General features: G+C 69.3%; 17 protein-coding genes. 10 read left to right on the forward strand and 7 right to left on the reverse strand.

Annotated features, from left to right (window positions below):
* The first annotated feature begins 2 nt into the window (after window positions 1-2).
* Entirely contained in the window at window positions 3-977 is a 975-nt protein-coding gene (locus L1965_RS05160) for a hypothetical protein (RefSeq protein ID WP_235755340.1), read from the forward strand.
* Here the strand turns inward: L1965_RS05160 and L1965_RS05165 are convergent.
* Window positions 974-1,528: a GNAT family N-acetyltransferase gene (locus tag L1965_RS05165; protein WP_235755341.1), complete on the reverse strand. Its 555-nt coding sequence runs from the start codon at window positions 1,526-1,528 to the stop codon at window positions 974-976. The genes L1965_RS05160 and L1965_RS05165 overlap by 4 nt on opposite strands.
* 71 nt (window positions 1,529-1,599) lie before the next feature.
* Here L1965_RS05165 and L1965_RS05170 point away from each other — a divergent pair, with 71 nt between their 5' ends.
* Entirely contained in the window at window positions 1,600-2,400 is an 801-nt protein-coding gene (locus L1965_RS05170; RefSeq protein ID WP_439332050.1) for an AzlC family ABC transporter permease, read from the forward strand.
* A complete protein-coding gene (locus tag L1965_RS05175) occupies window positions 2,397-2,732 on the forward strand; it encodes an AzlD domain-containing protein (RefSeq protein WP_235755342.1) in 336 nt (111 codons plus the stop codon). The genes L1965_RS05170 and L1965_RS05175 overlap by 4 nt, the downstream gene beginning before the upstream one ends.
* On the opposite strand, the gene L1965_RS05180 is transcribed toward L1965_RS05175, so the two are convergent.
* The 4 genes from L1965_RS05180 to L1965_RS05195 are packed head-to-tail and all read right to left on the reverse strand — an operon-like array spanning window position 2,717 to window position 6,270.
* On the reverse strand, window positions 2,717-3,343 hold the full coding sequence (locus L1965_RS05180; protein WP_235755343.1) for a hypothetical protein: 627 nt from the start codon (window positions 3,341-3,343) through the stop codon (window positions 2,717-2,719). The genes L1965_RS05175 and L1965_RS05180 overlap by 16 nt on opposite strands.
* A gap of 22 nt (window positions 3,344-3,365) precedes the next feature.
* Window positions 3,366-3,500 (reverse strand): aa3-type cytochrome c oxidase subunit IV, encoded by a 135-nt coding sequence (locus L1965_RS05185; protein WP_235755344.1) that lies wholly within the window; start codon window positions 3,498-3,500, stop codon window positions 3,366-3,368.
* A gap of 53 nt (window positions 3,501-3,553) precedes the next feature.
* Window positions 3,554-4,525: an MBL fold metallo-hydrolase gene (locus L1965_RS05190; RefSeq protein ID WP_235755607.1), complete on the reverse strand. Its 972-nt coding sequence runs from the start codon at window positions 4,523-4,525 to the stop codon at window positions 3,554-3,556.
* A gap of 47 nt (window positions 4,526-4,572) precedes the next feature.
* On the reverse strand, window positions 4,573-6,270 hold the full coding sequence (locus L1965_RS05195; RefSeq protein ID WP_235755345.1) for an acyl-CoA dehydrogenase: 1,698 nt from the start codon (window positions 6,268-6,270) through the stop codon (window positions 4,573-4,575).
* A gap of 112 nt (window positions 6,271-6,382) precedes the next feature.
* Between L1965_RS05195 and L1965_RS05200 the strand changes: the two genes are divergently transcribed.
* Complete coding sequence (locus L1965_RS05200) at window positions 6,383-7,333, forward strand: L-threonylcarbamoyladenylate synthase (protein WP_235755346.1); 951 nt, start codon at window positions 6,383-6,385, stop codon at window positions 7,331-7,333.
* A gap of 116 nt (window positions 7,334-7,449) precedes the next feature.
* On the opposite strand, the gene L1965_RS05205 is transcribed toward L1965_RS05200, so the two are convergent.
* Window positions 7,450-8,877 carry a Glu/Leu/Phe/Val family dehydrogenase gene (locus L1965_RS05205; protein ID WP_235755347.1) on the reverse strand — a complete coding sequence of 476 codons (1,428 nt, stop codon included), beginning with the start codon at window positions 8,875-8,877 and terminating at the stop codon, window positions 7,450-7,452.
* Window positions 8,878-9,168: 291 nt separating this feature from the next.
* Between L1965_RS05205 and L1965_RS05210 the strand changes: the two genes are divergently transcribed.
* The 4 genes from L1965_RS05210 (at window position 9,169) to L1965_RS05225 (ending at window position 11,029) form a co-directional block, all read left to right on the forward strand.
* Window positions 9,169-9,816: a TetR/AcrR family transcriptional regulator gene (locus tag L1965_RS05210; RefSeq protein ID WP_235755348.1), complete on the forward strand. Its 648-nt coding sequence runs from the start codon at window positions 9,169-9,171 to the stop codon at window positions 9,814-9,816.
* Window positions 9,817-9,978: 162 nt separating this feature from the next.
* Window positions 9,979-10,320 (forward strand): hypothetical protein, encoded by a 342-nt coding sequence (locus tag L1965_RS05215; protein ID WP_235755349.1) that lies wholly within the window; start codon window positions 9,979-9,981, stop codon window positions 10,318-10,320.
* A 4-nt stretch (window positions 10,321-10,324) separates the two neighbouring features.
* Window positions 10,325-10,609: an I78 family peptidase inhibitor gene (locus L1965_RS05220; protein WP_235755350.1), complete on the forward strand. Its 285-nt coding sequence runs from the start codon at window positions 10,325-10,327 to the stop codon at window positions 10,607-10,609.
* 87 nt (window positions 10,610-10,696) lie between these two features.
* Window positions 10,697-11,029, forward strand: coding sequence for a DUF2794 domain-containing protein (locus L1965_RS05225; RefSeq protein WP_235755608.1), 333 nt, complete (start codon window positions 10,697-10,699; stop codon window positions 11,027-11,029).
* 56 nt (window positions 11,030-11,085) lie between these two features.
* On the opposite strand, the gene hrpB is transcribed toward L1965_RS05225, so the two are convergent.
* Complete coding sequence (gene hrpB / locus L1965_RS05230) at window positions 11,086-13,584, reverse strand: ATP-dependent helicase HrpB (protein WP_235755351.1); 2,499 nt, start codon at window positions 13,582-13,584, stop codon at window positions 11,086-11,088.
* Between the two features lie 166 nt (window positions 13,585-13,750).
* On the opposite strand from hrpB, the gene L1965_RS05235 reads away from it, so the two are divergent.
* Window positions 13,751-15,121, forward strand: coding sequence for a YcjX family GTP-binding protein (locus tag L1965_RS05235; protein ID WP_235755352.1), 1,371 nt, complete (start codon window positions 13,751-13,753; stop codon window positions 15,119-15,121).
* A gap of 77 nt (window positions 15,122-15,198) precedes the next feature.
* Complete coding sequence (locus L1965_RS05240) at window positions 15,199-16,215, forward strand: YcjF family protein (RefSeq protein ID WP_241865449.1); 1,017 nt, start codon at window positions 15,199-15,201, stop codon at window positions 16,213-16,215.
* Window positions 16,216-16,221: the final 6 nt, after the last annotated feature.

Below are 16,221 nucleotides of genomic sequence, written 5' to 3' on the forward strand. Positions count from 1 at the left end.
GCATGTCGCTGACCAGCCGCATTGCATCGTTGGCACAGCGCGACGCAGCCACCATCGTCGGGCTGGCGCTGACCGGGGCGTGGCTGCTGCTGGTCGGGCTGTTCTGGTTCCTGGCACCGGGCGGCGACGGCGCGGCCGGCGGCGTCACCAGGCTGGTCGCCGCCATGGGCGTCGTGTTGCCGCTGGTGCTGATCTGGACGGCGATCTCGCTGGCCCGGTCGATCGCATTGCTGCGCGCCGAGTCCCAAGACCTGCGCCAGCGCCTCGGCCAGTTGCGCGAATATGCGGCGACGCGCCGGCCCCCGCATCCGGCCGGCGACGGGCCGCGCGATACCGCCACCGGCACGCAACCGGCCGGCCAGATGTCCCGGCCCTTGCCGACCGCGACCCCGCAGCCGGCGGGGGCGCGTCCGCAGCCGCAGGGTGGCCAGCCGATTTCACATGGCCGCCCGCGTCCCACCGATCTGCGGCAGGCGGCGATGCGTTTCGATGCGCCCGAATCGATCCGCGTCCCGCCCGAGACGCTGATCCGTGCGCTGAACTTTCCCGACGGCGCCGACGACACCCAGGCGATCTCGGCGCTGCGTGCCGCGCTGAAGGACCACGACAATTCCCGTGTCCTGCGCGCCGCGCAGGATGTCGTCACGCTGTTGGCCGCGCAGGACATCTATATGGACGACCTGCCGCCCGATCCGGCACCCGTCGGCGTCTGGCGCCGGTTTGCCGAGGGACAGCGCGGCAGCGCCATCGCCGCGCTTGGCGGCATCCACGACGAAACCGCGATCGAGATCACCGCGGCCCTGCTGCGCAGCGACGAGATCTTTCGTGATGCAGCGCATCATTTCCTGCGCCATTTCGACCTGCTTCTGACCCGGCTTGTCTCCGATCTGGACGACGCGCAGATCGAGTTTCTGGCCCAGACCCGATCGGCCCGCGCCTTCATGCTGGTGGGACGCGTGACCGGGATCTTCGGCTAGGATCCGATCCGGCTCGCGCCCCGATCCGCCGGGCTGGCCGCGCGCTCGGGCCTTGCCGTGTCCGTGCCCGGATCGCGCCGCAGGATCAGCACCTGACCCGACCAGGGCCAGCCGAAGCGACCGCGGTGCATCTCGACAAAGCCCAGCCGCAGGTAGAAGGCCAGCGCGACGCGGTTGCTTGCCTCGACCTCGGCCCGCAGGCCCGTATGGCCATGGGCGCGGGCATGCGCATCGGCGGCGGCAATCAGCGCGCGGCCTGTGCCGCGCCGGACGGTGCGAACCACGATCCCGTCGATCACCAGATCCGTGGTCGGCGGCGCGGGCCGGAACGCCAGCCGCGCCAGCCACGGCATGCTGACCAGGAATCCGCCCCCCGCGTCGCGCAGACCGGCGATACCCGCCACCCCGCCAGCCGCGTCCAGAGCGGCGATCCCGTGGCTGGCGCGCATCGGGGGCGGAGGCCGCAACCACGGGCCGGGCCAGACACCGCGCCACCAAAGCGCGGCGGCCTCGGGCAGCAGGCTGGCGGGAACGGGATTCAGAATCTGCACGGGCCTGCCTTGTCATGGATTGCACATCGTGCAAGCAATGTTGCCGCGAATGCAGCGAAAACGAAAGCGTGATGGCCCCCTCGCCCGTCCCCAGCCCCCCGCATCAGCGCCCTGCCGCCGATGATCCCGCCGCCGATGAACCCGCCGTGGTGCGGGCGCTGGCGCGCACGCCCCGGCAGGCTTTCGCGCACGGCATCGTGCAATCGCTGCCGTTCATGATCGTCATCGTGCCCTTTGCCCTGCTGTTCGGAGTGGTCGCGGTCGAGGCGGGCATGGACCTGGCGCAGGTGATGGGTTTCTCGGTGCTCGTGCTGGCGGGCGCATCGCAGTTCACGGCGGTGCAGTTGCTGTCCGACCAGGCCCCGGCGCTGATCGTCATCCTGTCCGGGCTTGCGGTCAATCTGCGTATGGCGATGTATTCGGCCTCGCTGGTGCCTTGGCTGCGCGGCGCGACCGGCGGTCAAAGGCTGTTGATCGCCTATGCGCTGATCGATCAAAGCTATGCGCTGTCGATCCAGCATTATGAGCGCCATCCGCGCCTGAGCCTGCCCCAGCGCCTGGGCTATTTCGCCGGCACGGCGGTGGCGGTCTGCGTGCCGTGGATGATCGCCTCGTGGCTGGGCGCGACGGTCGGCCGGGCGATCTCGGACGACATCGCGCTGGACTTCGCGATGCCGATCACCTTCCTGGCGATGATCGCGCCGATGCTGCGGACTCCGGCGCATCTGGGTGCCTGCTTTGTCGCCGTCCTGGCCGCGCTGCTGCTGGCCGGGCTGCCGTCCGGGCTGGGCCTGCTGATCGCCGCGCCGATCGGCATGGCGACCGGCGCGATGCTCGAGGTCTGGGCCGAGCGGCGGCAGGGGGCGACATGAACGGCGCTGTGTCGGATCTGACGGTCTGGATCGTGATCGTGGCGCTGGCGATCGGGACGTTCCTGATTCGCTGGTCGTTCCTCGGCGCGCTGGGGGATCGCGACCTGCCGGCCTGGGCGCTGCGGATGCTGCGCTATACGCCCGTGGCGGTGCTGCCCGCGCTGGTGGCGCCGCTGGTCATGTGGCCCGAGGCCGCCGGCGGCGAGCCCGATCCCGCGCGCCTGTCGGCGGCCGCCGCGACGCTGGTCGTGGGCGTACTGACCAGGAACGTGATCCTGGCCATTCTGGCCGGCGGGTCGACGCTGTTCGGTCTGCTTTACGTCCTGGGATAACCGGTCATCACACCGTTCTTCTGGCGAATCAGCACGTTGTGGTTATTGGCCGGATCGCCGTCCTGAAAGCGCCGCGACCGCACGCCGGGCAAGGTCATGAACCAGTTGCGAAGCTTCAGCGGCGAGAACGCCGATGGCGCCCCCTCGAACCCCGGCAGGCCACGCAGGATCGATGCGGTCTCGATCGCACAGAAGCTCTTGTTGGCGGCGCCCTGCGCCTCGGCCCGCCGGATCGCCAGATCCGCGACCTCGCGGCTGACCGGAACGGTGTCCTCGGCCACCCAATAGGTGCTGCGGGCGTGGTAATCGACATAGAAGCGCCGGAAATTGTCGGTGATCCCGTAAAGCACGTCGTGGCGTTCCGGGATGCGCGGGTGGTTCCAGGTTCCGGCCGGATCATAGATGATCCGCTGGCTGCCGTTGATCAGCAGCGACGAATGCCCCCCCTCGCCCCGCGGGATGCCGATCACCGTGTAAAGCGTGATCGAGGGCGGTTCGTCCGAGACGAAGCGGGCGGCCCGCACGGCCTCGTCGCTGGCCCATATGTTGTCCGCGCCGCAGGCAGCCAGAAACGCCGGCAGCGACGCCGCCAGAAAGACACGTCGTTTCATTGTGGAATGCCCTTCGCCGGAATCAGGCGTTGACCAGCGCCATGAAGATCAGCACCAGGATCGACAGTACCGAAACCCAGACCGCCATCCTGATGAAGCCCGCGAAGGTCTTCTGCTGCTCGGTGATGTCCATCTTGCCATGCTCGTGTTCGGCCATTGCTGCGCTCCGTATTGTCCGTTGCCTCGCGATAGCCCAAACCGGCGGCGCTGTCACGCCCCCCACAGCACCGCACCGTCCCTTTCGCCGACCGCGCGGATGCGCCCGGCAAGGCGCAGATGGTTGACATGTGCGACCGCCTCGACCAGCGCCAGCCCGAACTCCATCGCCGCGATCCGCCGCTTGAACAGGATCTCGAAACAGCCGACCGCGCTGCGCGGCTCGATCCGCAGAGCGGCCTCGATCCGGGCCAGCGCGCCGTGGTGATTGTCGGCCAGCTGCCGCAACCGGTCGGGCAGCCCGGTAAAAGGCAGCTTGTGGCCCGGCAGGACCAGATGCCGCGCCGCGGCCAGCTCGGCCATCCGGGCGCAGCTGGCCAGCCATTCACCGACCGGATCGGCGTCGGGTTCGTTCGGATAGACGCCCAGGTTGGGCGAGATCGAGGGCAGCAACTGATCTCCGCCGATCACCAGATCGTCATCCAGCGACCAGAACGTCGCATGGCGCGGCGCGTGCCCGTCGCCCATCGCCACCAGCCAGCGCCGCCCCCCCATCCGGATCTGCGTCCCCTCGCGCAGGCGGCTGAAGCCGGGCGGCAGGGCGTGGACGACATCGGCGCTGTTATAGGGCCGCTCGGCGGCGCGTTTCGCCAGCATCCCTTCCGGCATCCCGGCGCGGCGCCAGAACGCGATTGCCTGCGCGGTGGGGTGGTCCTGAACGTCCAGGTGCAGCATGCGGGCGGTCAGCCAGGCGGTCCGGCTCATCGCCAGTTCGGCGCCGTCGGTCTGCATGAACCAGCCAGCCAGCCCGATATGGTCGGGGTGATGATGGGTGCCGATCACCCGCCGGATCGGCAGCCCGGCCAGTGGCCCTGCGCGCAGCGCCTGCCAGACGCCACGCGCCCGCCCGGTGTCGAGGCCGGTATCGACAATGGTCCAGCCGTCATCCTCGCGCAGCGCGTAGACATTGACGTGGTCCAGCGCCATCGGCAGCGGCAGGCGCAGCCACAGCACACCCTCGGCCATCTCGACGGCCTCGCCCTCGGCGGGCGGGGCCGCATGCGGATAGACGATCACGCCGCGAAATCGCCCGCCAGCGTCGCGTCGCTGATCGCGCTCAGATCGTCCAGCCCGGCCAGCGCCTCGGCCAGATCGCCGGCATAGCGCGGCAGGACGCGGGCCATGTACACCCCGGCCATCGCCTTGTGCGAGTCCCGGCCGGCCTTGGCCGCGCGCAGATGGTAATGCGCGCCCAGCACGCGGGCAAAGGCGCGCAGATAGGAATCCGCACCCGCGAAACGCTGAGGCATGTCGCGCTCGAGCAGCGTCTGGGTGGCCTCGCGCAGCGTTTCGGCGGCCTGCCAGACATGGTTGGCCAGTTCCGGGTGGTCGCCCTGCGCGGATTGCGCGCCGTCCAGCACCTCGTCCAGCAGGCGCATGGCCGCATCGCCGCCATCGGACAGCTTGCGGCCGACCAGATCCATGGCCTGGATGCCGTTGGTGCCCTCGTAGATCGGCGTGATGCGGACATCGCGCAGGTATTGCGCGGCACCGGTTTCCTCGACATAGCCCATGCCGCCATGGACCTGCACGCCGATATCGGCGACCCGGCAGCCGACATCGGTGCCGTGGGCCTTGGCGATCGGGGTCAGGAAGGCGGCGCGGGCGGCATGTTCCGCCTCGCCGGTGGCGCGCTCGAGATCGATCGCCACGGCGCAGGCCAGGCAGATGGCGCGCGCCGCGAAAACCTCCGCCCGCGCGGTGGCCAGCATCCGGCGCACATCGGGATGCCGGATGATCGGACCCATCTGGTCGCGGTCCTTCGCGTAGGCCACGGCCTGCTGCAACGCGGCCTCGGCGACGCCGACGCCCTGCATGCCGACGCCAAGCCGGGCGCAGTTCATCATCGTGAACATCGCGGCCATGCCCTTGTGTTCCTGCCCGATCAGCCAGCCGGTCGCGCCCTCATAGCTCATCACGCAGGTCGGGCTGCCGTGGATGCCCAGCTTTTCCTCGAGGCTGACGACTTTCAGGCTGTTGGCGACGCCCGGTCTGCCATCCGCGTCGGGGATGAGTTTCGGCACCATGAACAGGCTGATCCCGCGCGTGCCCTTGGCGCCATCAGGCAGCCGCGCCAGCACCGCGTGGCAGACATTCTCGGTGACATCGCTGTCGCCCCAGGTGATGTAGATCTTCTGCCCGGTGATCGCATAGCTGCCGTCGTCGTTGCGTTCCGCCCTGGTGGTCAGCGCGCCGACATCGCTGCCGGCCCCCGGCTCGGTCAGGTTCATCGTGCCCGACCAGTCGCCGCTGATCAGCCGGGGCAGGTACAGGGCCTTCATCTCGTCGCTGGCGTGATGCTCCAGCGCCTCGATCTGGCCCTGGGTCAGAAGCGGGTTGAGTTGCAGGGACAGGCAGGCCCCCGACATCATGTCGGCGACCGCCATGTTCAGCGATTGCGGCAGGCCCATGCCGCCATGTTCGGGATCGGCGGCCAGTCCGATCCAGCCGCCTTCCGCGATCGCCCGGAACCCTTCGGCAAAGCCGGGCGAGGAGCGGACCCTGCCGTTTTCCAGTCGCGCCGGAACCTCGTCGCCCTTGCGGTTCAGCGGTGCCAGCACGTTGCCGGCCAGCTTGCCGGCCTCGGTCAGGATGGCGAGGGCGGTTTCCGGGGTCGCCTCGGCGAACCTGTCGGTCGCGGCCACCTCGGGGAAGGAAACGACATGCTTCAGGATGAATTCGATCTGCTCGACCGGCGCGACATAGCTCATGTGGACCTCGTTCCCATGCGCCTTGGCAAAAGCTGCCGGCGCGACTATCAGACTGTTCCGACCGCATCTTAGGTGGATGCGACCAAGGCTCAACCGAAACCCGGCGTCACGGATGAAGACCGAACGACTGACACCAGATCCCGACGGGCTTGAACGCGCCGCCGATCTGCTGGTTCGCGGCCAGACCGTCGCCATGCCGACCGAGACCGTCTATGGCCTTGCGGGCGACGCCCGCGACGGGCAAGCCGTGGCACGGATCTTTGCCGCCAAGGGCCGGCCGGCCTTCAATCCGCTGATCGTTCATGTCCCGGACCTGGACGCGGCGCGCCGGATCGCCGCGTTCCCCGACGAGGCGCTGGCGCTGGCCCAGGCCTTCTGGCCGGGCGCGCTGACGCTGGTGCTGCCGCTGCGCCGGGATTCGGGGCTGGCGCCGCTGGTCACGGCCGGGCTGGCGACCGTCGGGCTGCGTGTGCCCGCCCATCCCGTGGCGCAGGCCCTGCTGCACGCCTTCGGCGGACCACTTGCCGCGCCCTCGGCCAATGCGTCCGGGCGGGTCAGCCCGACCAGCGCCGATCATGTGCTGGACGCCGATGGCGGACTCGGCGGCCGGATCGCGGCGGTGCTGGATGCGGGACGTTGCCCGGTCGGGGTCGAATCGACCATCATCGGCTGGCCCCTGGGGCGGGCGACCCTGCTGCGCCCGGGCGGCATCCCGGCCGAGGCGATCGAGGCCGCGCTTGGCCACGGCCTGGCCCGGCCTGCCGCGGATCCGGGCCGCCCCAGCGCGCCCGGCCAGCTGGCCAGCCATTACGCCCCGAAGGCAAGCCTGCGCCTGAATGCCGTCAAGGCCGCACCCGGCGAGACGCATCTTGGCTTCGGCACGCCCGGCCCGTTCAGCCTGTCGCCCACCGGTGACCTGACCGAGGCCGCCGCCAATCTGTTCGGCATGCTGCGCGAGGCCGATCGCCTGGGCCGCCCGATCGCGGCTGCGCCGATCCCCGATCACGGCCTGGGCGCCGCGATCAACGACCGCCTGCGCCGCGCCGCCGCGCCCCGCGACTGAGGTCGCCTTGTCCGCACAAGGAATGCCGAAGCCGGGCCCCATCGAGGGGCCCGGCTTCGGCGGCGGGGGCACACCCCCGCACCCCAGCGCCCGTCCCCTGCGGTTGCGCGACCCCGCTATAGCCCCAGCGAGCCATAGACGTTCGAGATCCGCCGGATCGCCACCACATAGGCTGCCGTGCGCAGATCGTCGACGCGGCGATTGGCCATCCAGACGTCGCGCATCTTTCCGAACGCCTCGCGCATCGTGTCGTCCAGACCCGAGCGCACCAGATCCAGCTCATCGGCGCCGTGCAGGAACTGTTCCCTGAAGCCGGCGGCCAGCTTGAAATTCGTGCCGGTGTCGGCCGAGATCCGCTCCAGCTCCTCGATCAGCATCCGCGCCCGGGCTTCCTCGTAGCGGCGCTCCATCCGGCCAAGGCTGATCTGCGACAGGTTCTTCACCCATTCGAAATAGGACACCGTCACCCCGCCCGCGTTGGCATACATGTCGGGGATGATGACCACGCCCTTGCGCTTGAGGATCTCGTCGGCGTCGGCGGTGACCGGCCCGTTCGCGGCCTCGATGATCAGCTTGGCCTTGATCCGCTCGGCATTGCCGGAATGGATCACGCTTTCCACCGCAGCCGGGACCAGGATGTCGCATTCATGCTCCAGCATGGCCAGGCCTTCCTCGTGATACTGACCGCCCGCGAAGCCGCGCACCCCGCCGGTCGCGACGATATGCCCGCGCAACGCGTCGATATTGATCCCCTGCGGGTTGACGATCGCACCGTCCCGCTCGATCACGCAGGTGATCAGCGCCTTGTCCTCGACCGACAGGAACTCGGCCGCGTGATAGCCCACATTGCCCAGTCCCTGCACGATCACCCGCTTGCCGGCCAGCGTGCCTTCCAGCCCGGCCTTCTTCATCACATCGACATGACGGAAGAACTCGCGCAGCGCGTATTGCACACCCCGGCCGGTCGCCTCGACGCGGCCCTCGATGCCGCCCGCTGTGCGCGGCTTGCCGGTCACGCAGGCTTTGGCGTTGATGTCGTCGGGATGCAGCCGCTTGTAGGCATCGGCCATCCAGGCCATCTCGCGCTCGCCGGTGCCCATGTCCGGTGCCGGCACGTTCTGGCTGGGCGAGATCAGGTTGCGGCGCGACAGCTCGTAGGTGAACCGCCGGGTGATCTTTTCCAGCTCCTCCGCGTTCCAGGCGCGGGGGTCGATGCACAACCCGCCCTTCGAGCCGCCGAACGGCACCTCGACCAGCGCGCATTTGTAGGTCATCAGCGCGGCGAGCGCCTCGACCTCGTCCTGGCTGACATCCAGCGAATAGCGGATGCCGCCCTTGACCGGTTCCATGTGTTCGGAATGGACAGACCGATAGCCGGTGAAGGTGTGGATCTCGCCCCGCAGCCGCACCCCGAACCTGACGGTGTAGGTCGAGTTGCAGACCCGGATCTTTTCCTCAAGCCCCGGCGACAGATCCATCAGACCTGCCGCGTGCGTGAACATCCGTTCGACAGATCCCCTGAATGAGTTTTCCATATTCGCCATCTCGGCCTCCCCGCCTGAAATTAATGGTCGCGATACTGATTCGTTTTCCTCGCTGCGAAGCTAGGACAATCGTCGCAGATGTTCCACTTCCAAGCCCGGATCAGGGGTGGCGCGCACCGGCCGACGCGCGCCGGGCTTGCCACAGCCGCCAAATCGGCGATAAAGATCGTTCCATTACAAGCAATTCCTGCCCGTCCAATTTCAGATGAAACCAGAACACTCATCCCGGCATTCCATTCGGTCATGTCCCGAGGCTCATGCCGATGGCGACGCATTCCAAGGGAACGAATCATGAAAAAAGATCAGGCCTTCAACCCTGGCCGCAAGTTCGATCAGGTTCGCCGCGGCGCCAGGGAGGTCTTCTTCCGGGACGGATATGCAGGCTCAAGCGTCGACGACATTGCCAGCGCGTCGCGCGTGTCCAAGGCCACGCTCTACAGCTATTTTCCCGAAAAATCCCTGATCTTCCAGGACGTGCTGTCGAACGAGATGGACCAGATCTCGGCCCGGGCGCCGATTCAGATCGACACGGCGATGCCTCTGGCCGAGGCGCTTGCCCTGATGGCCCGGCAGATCGCGGGCTGGCTTGTCTCGCAGCCGGTCGTGCTGCTGCATCGCGCCAGCATCGCCGAGGCGTTCCGCTTTCCCGACCTCGCGCGTCGCTACCACGCACTGCTCCAGACGTTGCTGCACGATACGGTTCGGGAACATCTGGACCGCTGGGTGGCCATGAACCAGTTGCATATCGACGACACGTCGCTGGCAGCCGCGCAACTGGTCCGACTGTCCGGTGCCGTGGTCCACGAGCCCGCGCTTCTGGCCGGGGCGACCGAGCCCGATGAATCCACCATCCACCGGATCGGTGACGGCGCGGCGCGTGTCTTCCTTGCGGCGCACGGGGCGGAACGCAGCGAGGCGTCGCTTGCAGCCCCTGGCTGACGGGCGGACGGGCCGAGGGTCGGCAGATAACCGCCGAAACGATGACGCGCCGATGATCGAAACGTGATTCCCCTGCCGGGTTCTCAACCCGTGGCGGACATCCTATAACCATCGCCAGGACAATACCGCCCCGGCAAGGGGCTACCGAGGGACGCCGACACCATGTTCAACACGAAGATCCTTTCCATTGCGGCGGTCGCCGCCGCGCTTGCCGGCTGCGCGCCGGCGCCCGCACCGGCACCCATGCCGGTCGCCGTGGCCCCCATTCCGCCTGTGCCGACCTCCGGCATCGCCGGGCTCGAGGAACGCCAGCCCGACCTGTGCGACGCCGGCGATTACGTGCCCTATCTGGGGCAGCCAGGCTCGATCATCCCGACGCTGGCGATCACCCGCGAATACCGCGTGGTCGAATATCGCGGCATCGAGCCGCAGGAATACAATCCGCAGCGGATCGTGTTCCGGCTGGATGGCTCGGGCAATATCTACAACATCGATTGCGGGTGATCCCATGCGCCTTTCCAGCCTGCTTCCCGGACTGTGCGCCGTCGCAGTCCTCGCCGCCTGCGAGCCAGTCGCGCCGCCCGTGCTGCCAGACCCGCCCGCCGATGAATGCGGCGCCGCGGGCTATCAGGGCCTGGTCGGTCAGCCGCGCGACATCCTGCGCCCGATGACCTTCCCGCTTGGCACGCGGGTGATCGGCCCCGACGACGCGGTCACCGCCGATTTCCAGCCCGAACGGCTGAATATCGAATACGGGCGCGCGGGGCGGATCGAAAAGGTCAGCTGCTTCTAGGCCGCCAGACAGCGGGCGCCGCGCCGCCGGCACCGCCGCCCGTTTTTCGTTGCGTTGGCCTGCGCCGGGTGTCACCATTCCGTCATGATGAACGCTTCACCGCCGTTTCAGGCCGATGTCGATCGCGTGGTCTTCAACCGGCAGGAACTGACGGCGATCCTGTCGGTCTATGGGCGTTTCGTGGCTGCCGGCGAGTGGCGCGACTACGCGATGTCGTTCCTGCGCGATGCCGCCGTGTTCAGCGTGTTCCGCCGGGCGACCGAACATCCGCTCTACCGGATCGAGAAGCGTCCGAAGCTGCGCGCCGCGCAGGGGGCCTATGCCGTGATCGGCATGGATGGCCGGATCCTGAAACGCGGCCACGACCTGGCCCAGGTGCTGAAGATCCTTGAGCAAAAGCTGATCCGCGCGGTCGATTGAGACCCCCGACCCGGGCTGCGGGGTGCTGCGACAGGGCGCAGCCGTTGCGCGCCGCCTCAGCTTCCCCTTGGCTTGGCCCGCGTCGTCGGATCGGCCGAGGTCGGGTCCTCGGGCCAGGGATGGCGCGGATAGCGCCCGCGCATGTCCTTGCGCACATCGGCATAGCTCGACGTCCAGAATCCCGGCAGGTCGGTGGTGACCTGCACCGGCTTGCCGCCCGGCGACAACAGGCTGATCCGCAAAGGCTTTCCGCCGACGACCGGATGCCGTGTGACGCCGAACAGCTCTTGCAGGCGCAACGCGATCGAGGGCGTCTCGTGGTCGTAATCGATCGGCACCCTGCGCCCCAGAGGCGTGACGAAATGCGCCGGAACCTCGGCTGCAAGGCGCTGTTGGCCGTCCCAGCCGATCCGCGCCTTCAGCGGCTCGACCAGATCCAGTGCGCGCAGATCGGCCAGCGTCCGCGCCCCGCCCAGCCAAGGCAGCAGCCATGCGCCATCCTCCAGCAACGTCGGGTCATCCACCGCCCCCAGACCATCCACCAGCGCGATCCGCGCCCGCAGGCGCGCCGCCGCCCTGGTCCACGGCAGCCCGTCCTGGCGCAGCCCCTCCAGTGCGGCCAGCGCCACCGCCTCCTGAGGCGCCTCGGGCCAGGGCCGATCCGACAGCAACAGCGACCCCAGGCGCTCCTGCTGCCGCGCCAGCACCCGCCCCTCCCGGCGCGACCATTCGCACAGGCAGAGCGGCTCGATGCGGTCGCCATGCAGCGCGCGCAGTTCGGCTTCGTCCAGCGCCACGGCCATCCGCACCCGCGCCTCGCGCTGATCGCCGTCCAGATCGACCGCCACGATCAGCCGCTGACCGGCCAAGGGATCGGCGATGTCCATCGCCGCACCCTTTCCGCCCGACAGGATCCATCGCGGCTGGTCGCCCTTGCGCCGCAGGCCGATCCGGTCGGGATAGGCCAGCGATGCCGCGCCGCCCGGCGAAAGCTGCCGGTCCTCGCCCATCGCCTCGAAGCCCGCCTGAGAGGCGCGAACGCGGGGGGGTGCGGGGGGGCGGTCAGCCCCCCCGCCGTCGCGGGACGCAACCAGCCGGCGCAGGCGACGCGATTCGTCGCGGATCCTCTGGATCGCGGCACGATGGATTTCGAAGGGATGGCGTCTGGCGAAACCTTCGGGATCGCGAATCGCCGTCAGCCGCAGAGCCAGATCCGAGGGCGCGCCGCGCAGGGGATCGCGATCGGACAGAAGTGCCGCCATATCCGCCGCTTCGGCGCCGGCTTGGATCAGCATATGCGCCAGTCGCGGATGCAGCGGCAGCCGGGCCAGCGCCTTGCCGTGATCGGTGATCCGGCCGTCGCGATCCAGCCCGCCCAGCCCGGCCAGCAGGGCCCGCGCCTCGGACATCGCGGCCTCGGGGGGCGCTGTCAGAAACGCCAGTTCCCCCGGTTCGGCCCCCCAGGCGGCCAGTTCCAGCGCCAGCCCCGTCAGATCCGCCACGGCAATCTCGGGCGGTGCGAAAGAGGGCATCGCGCCCTCTTCGGCCCTTGCCCACATCCGGAAACACAGCCCCGGCGCGACCCTTCCTGCCCGGCCGCGCCGCTGATCGGCTTCGGCGCGACTGACGCGCTCGGTGACCAGTCGCGACATGCCGCTGCCCGGATCAAAGCGCGCCCGGCGTGCCCGTCCGGCGTCGACGACCACCCGCACCTCGGGAATGGTCAGCGAGGTCTCGGCGATCGCCGTGGCCAGCACGATCCGCCGGCACGCGCCCGGCGATGACAAGGCCAGACGCTGCGCGGACGCATCCAGCGCCCCGTAAAGCGGCAGCACCTCGCACCCGGTGTTCGCCAGCCTGGCCATCACGCCGCGGATCTCGCGTTCGCCCGGCAGGAAGGCCAGGATCGAGCCGCCGGTCTCGCGTGTCTCGCGCTCGGCGCGGGCGATCAGCGTGGCCGTCTCGTCGATCACCCGCGTCCCGACGGGCAGCGGGCGGTCCAGCCAGCGTGTCTCGACGGGGAAGGACCGGCCTTCGGACCGGACCACGGGGGCGTCGTCCAGCAAGGCCGAGACCGGCGCCGCATCCAGCGTGGCCGACATCACAAGGACCGCAAGATCCTCGCGCAGCGCGCCGCGCGCCTCCCAGACCAGCGCCAGCCCCAGATCGGCATTCAGGCTGCGCTCGTGGAACTCGTCGAAGATGACGCATCCGATGCCGGTCAGCGCCGGGTCGGACTGGATCATTCGCGTCAGGATTCCCTCGGTCACGACCTCGATCCGCGCGCCGCGCACCGCCTCGCCCCGGATGCGGTAGCCCACGCGACCGCCGACCTGCTCGCCCAGCCCCTCGGCCAACCGCTCGGCGGCGGCCCGCGCGGCCAGCCGGCGCGGCTCCAGCATCACGATCCGGCCTGCGATCTGATCCAGCAAGGCCAGCGGCACCCGCGTCGTCTTGCCCGCGCCGGGCGGGGCGACCAGGACGACGCGGCCATGCCGGGCCAGGGCCGCGCGCAGCGCGGGAAGTGCATCATCGATCGGCAGCGGGTCGGACATGCCTGCGTTATGGCGAAGCCTGACCCGGCTGAAAAGCACCCTTGCGCCGCGATCGGACCGGATGCGGCTGCGGATGCGGCCTCGCCGCCCGAACTCTGCCCACACCCTACACATTCCAGACGCCAACGCCTATCGTGCGCCGACCGGCTGGTCTGCGGAGTAGGTGATGGGCATTGGCAGCGATCTGATGGCGGGGCTGGGACTGGGTGATCCGATCATCCGGCTTGGCGTGACCGGGTTGTCGCGCGCCGGCAAGACCGTGTTCATCACGTCGCTGGTCGCCAATCTGATGGATCGCGGACGCATGCATGCGCTGCGTGCGGCCGCGGATGGCAGCCTCAAGGCCGCGTGGTTGCAACCGCAGCCCGACGACACCGTGCCGCGCTTCGATTTCGAACGGCATCTCTCCGCCCTGACCGGCCCCGAGCCACACTGGCCCGACGGGACCCGCCATGTCAGCCAGCTGCGACTGTCGCTGCGGATGGAGCCGCGAGGACTGTTTTCGGGCCTGCGCGGCCCGCAGACGGTTCACCTGGATATCGTCGATTATCCGGGCGAGTGGCTGCTGGACCTGCGCCTCATGGAAAAAGGTTTCGGGGAATGGTCGACCGAAGTCCTTGACCGGATCGAGCAGCGGCCCGGGGCGGCCGACTACATGGCCGCTCTGGCGTCGGTCGGTCCCGGCGCCGCGTTCGACGAACCGACTGCCCAGACGCTCGCCCGGATCTACACCGAGCATCTGCAGGCCTCGCGGGAGGCCGGGTTTTCGGACTGCACGCCGGGCCGCTTCCTGATCCCGGGCGAGATGGCCGGCTCGCCCGCGCTGACCTTTGCACCGCTGCCTGCAAGCCTGCGCGAGGGGCGGCTTCATCGCGAGTTTCGCCGCCGCTTCGACGCCTACAAGTCGCGCGTCATCAAGCCGTTCTTCCGCGATCACTTTGCCCGAATCGACCGCCAGGTAGTGCTGGTCGATGTGCTGGGCGCCATCCATCAGGGCCCGCCCGCGGTCGAGGACATGCGCCGCGCGATGGCCGACATCCTGACCGCGTTCCGACCCGGAAGGGCAGGCTGGCTGGCGCAGATCCTCGGCACGCGCCGGGTCGAACGCATCCTGTTCGCCGCCACCAAGGCCGATCACCTGCACCATATCCAGCATAATCGCCTGACCGCGATCCTGTCGGCGACGCTGCGCGAGGCGCGCGATCGGGCCGACTTCTCGGGCGCGCGAACCGAGGCGATGTCGATTGCGGCGCTTCGCGCCACGACCGAGGACATGATCCGCCAGGATGGCGATGACCTGCCGGCCGTGCGCGGTCGGCTGCTGGACGGGCGCCAGGCGGCCTTCTATCCGGGCGAGTTGCCCGCCGATCCCGCGCTGCTTCTGCATCCGGCCCGCGCCGGGGCGGATCAATGGCTGGACGGCGACTATGCGATCATGAACTTCGCGCCCGCAGCGATGACCGCCCGCCCCGGCGATGGTCCGCCGCATATCCGGCTGGACCGTGCCGCCGAATTCCTGATCGGAGACAGGCTGTGAGCGACGATCCGACCCGCAAGCGCGGCCCCGTGCTGATCGAACTGGACACGCCCGGCAGCGACGATGACACGCTCCGGATGCGCCGCGAGGCCCGCGACCAGACCCGCGAAGACCCCCAGCCCAGCCCCGCCGATGCCCCGCCCATCGACGAGGCCAGCCGGTCGCTGCCCCGCCCGCGCACGATGGAGATGGTTACACGGCTGGTCGGGCGGCCGCCCTCGGCGCTGACCCGGTTCTTCATCAATTCCGGTGTGGCGCTGTTCACCTTTCTTCTCGCGATCGCCGCGCTGGATTTCATCAACGGGCTCTTGAACAGCTATCCGGTGCTGGGCTGGATCGGGATCGCGCTGTTCACGCTGTTCACGCTGGCTGCGCTGGGGATGGCGTTGCGCGAATATCGCGCCTGGGCGCGTTTCGCGCGGATCGACGCGATCCAGCGGCAGGCCGGCGCCGCGCTGGCCGACGACAGCATGGACAGGGCGCGGCAGGTCACGGATCAGCTTCTGGCACTGTATCGCAAGCGCCCGGAACTGGACTGGCAGCGCAAGCGCCTGGCCGAGAACCGCGGCGATGTCTTCGACGCCGCCACCCTTCTGACCATGGCCGAGACCGAACTGCTGGCTGGCCTGGATCAGGAGGCGCGGCGCGAGATCGAGGCGGCGGCCCGCACCGTCGCCGCCGCCACCGCGCTGATTCCTCTGGCACTGGCGGACGTCGCGGCGGCGCTGGCGGCCAATCTGCGCATGATCCGGCGCATGGCCGAGATCTATGGCGGACGGGCGGGCGCTGTCGGAGGATGGCGCTTGGCGCGCACGGTCATGACGCATCTGGTCGCGACCGGCGCGGTGGCCGCGGGCGACGACCTGATTCACACCGTCGCCGGCGGCGGGGTTCTGGCCAAGCTGTCACGCCGCTTTGGCGAGGGCGTGGTCAACGGCGCCCTGACCGCCCGCGTCGGCATCGCCGCGATGGAGGTCTGCCGCCCGCTGCCCTTCATGGCCCAACCCCGACCCAAGGTCGGCAACCTGGTGACACGGGGGCTGCGCGGCCTGTTCGGCGACAGCGATGCCGGCGGCACCGGTTCAGGCCGCTAGCACGTC

This window comes from Paracoccus salsus (assembly GCF_021556615.1).
In the GTDB taxonomy this organism is placed as follows: domain Bacteria; phylum Pseudomonadota; class Alphaproteobacteria; order Rhodobacterales; family Rhodobacteraceae; genus Paracoccus; species Paracoccus salsus.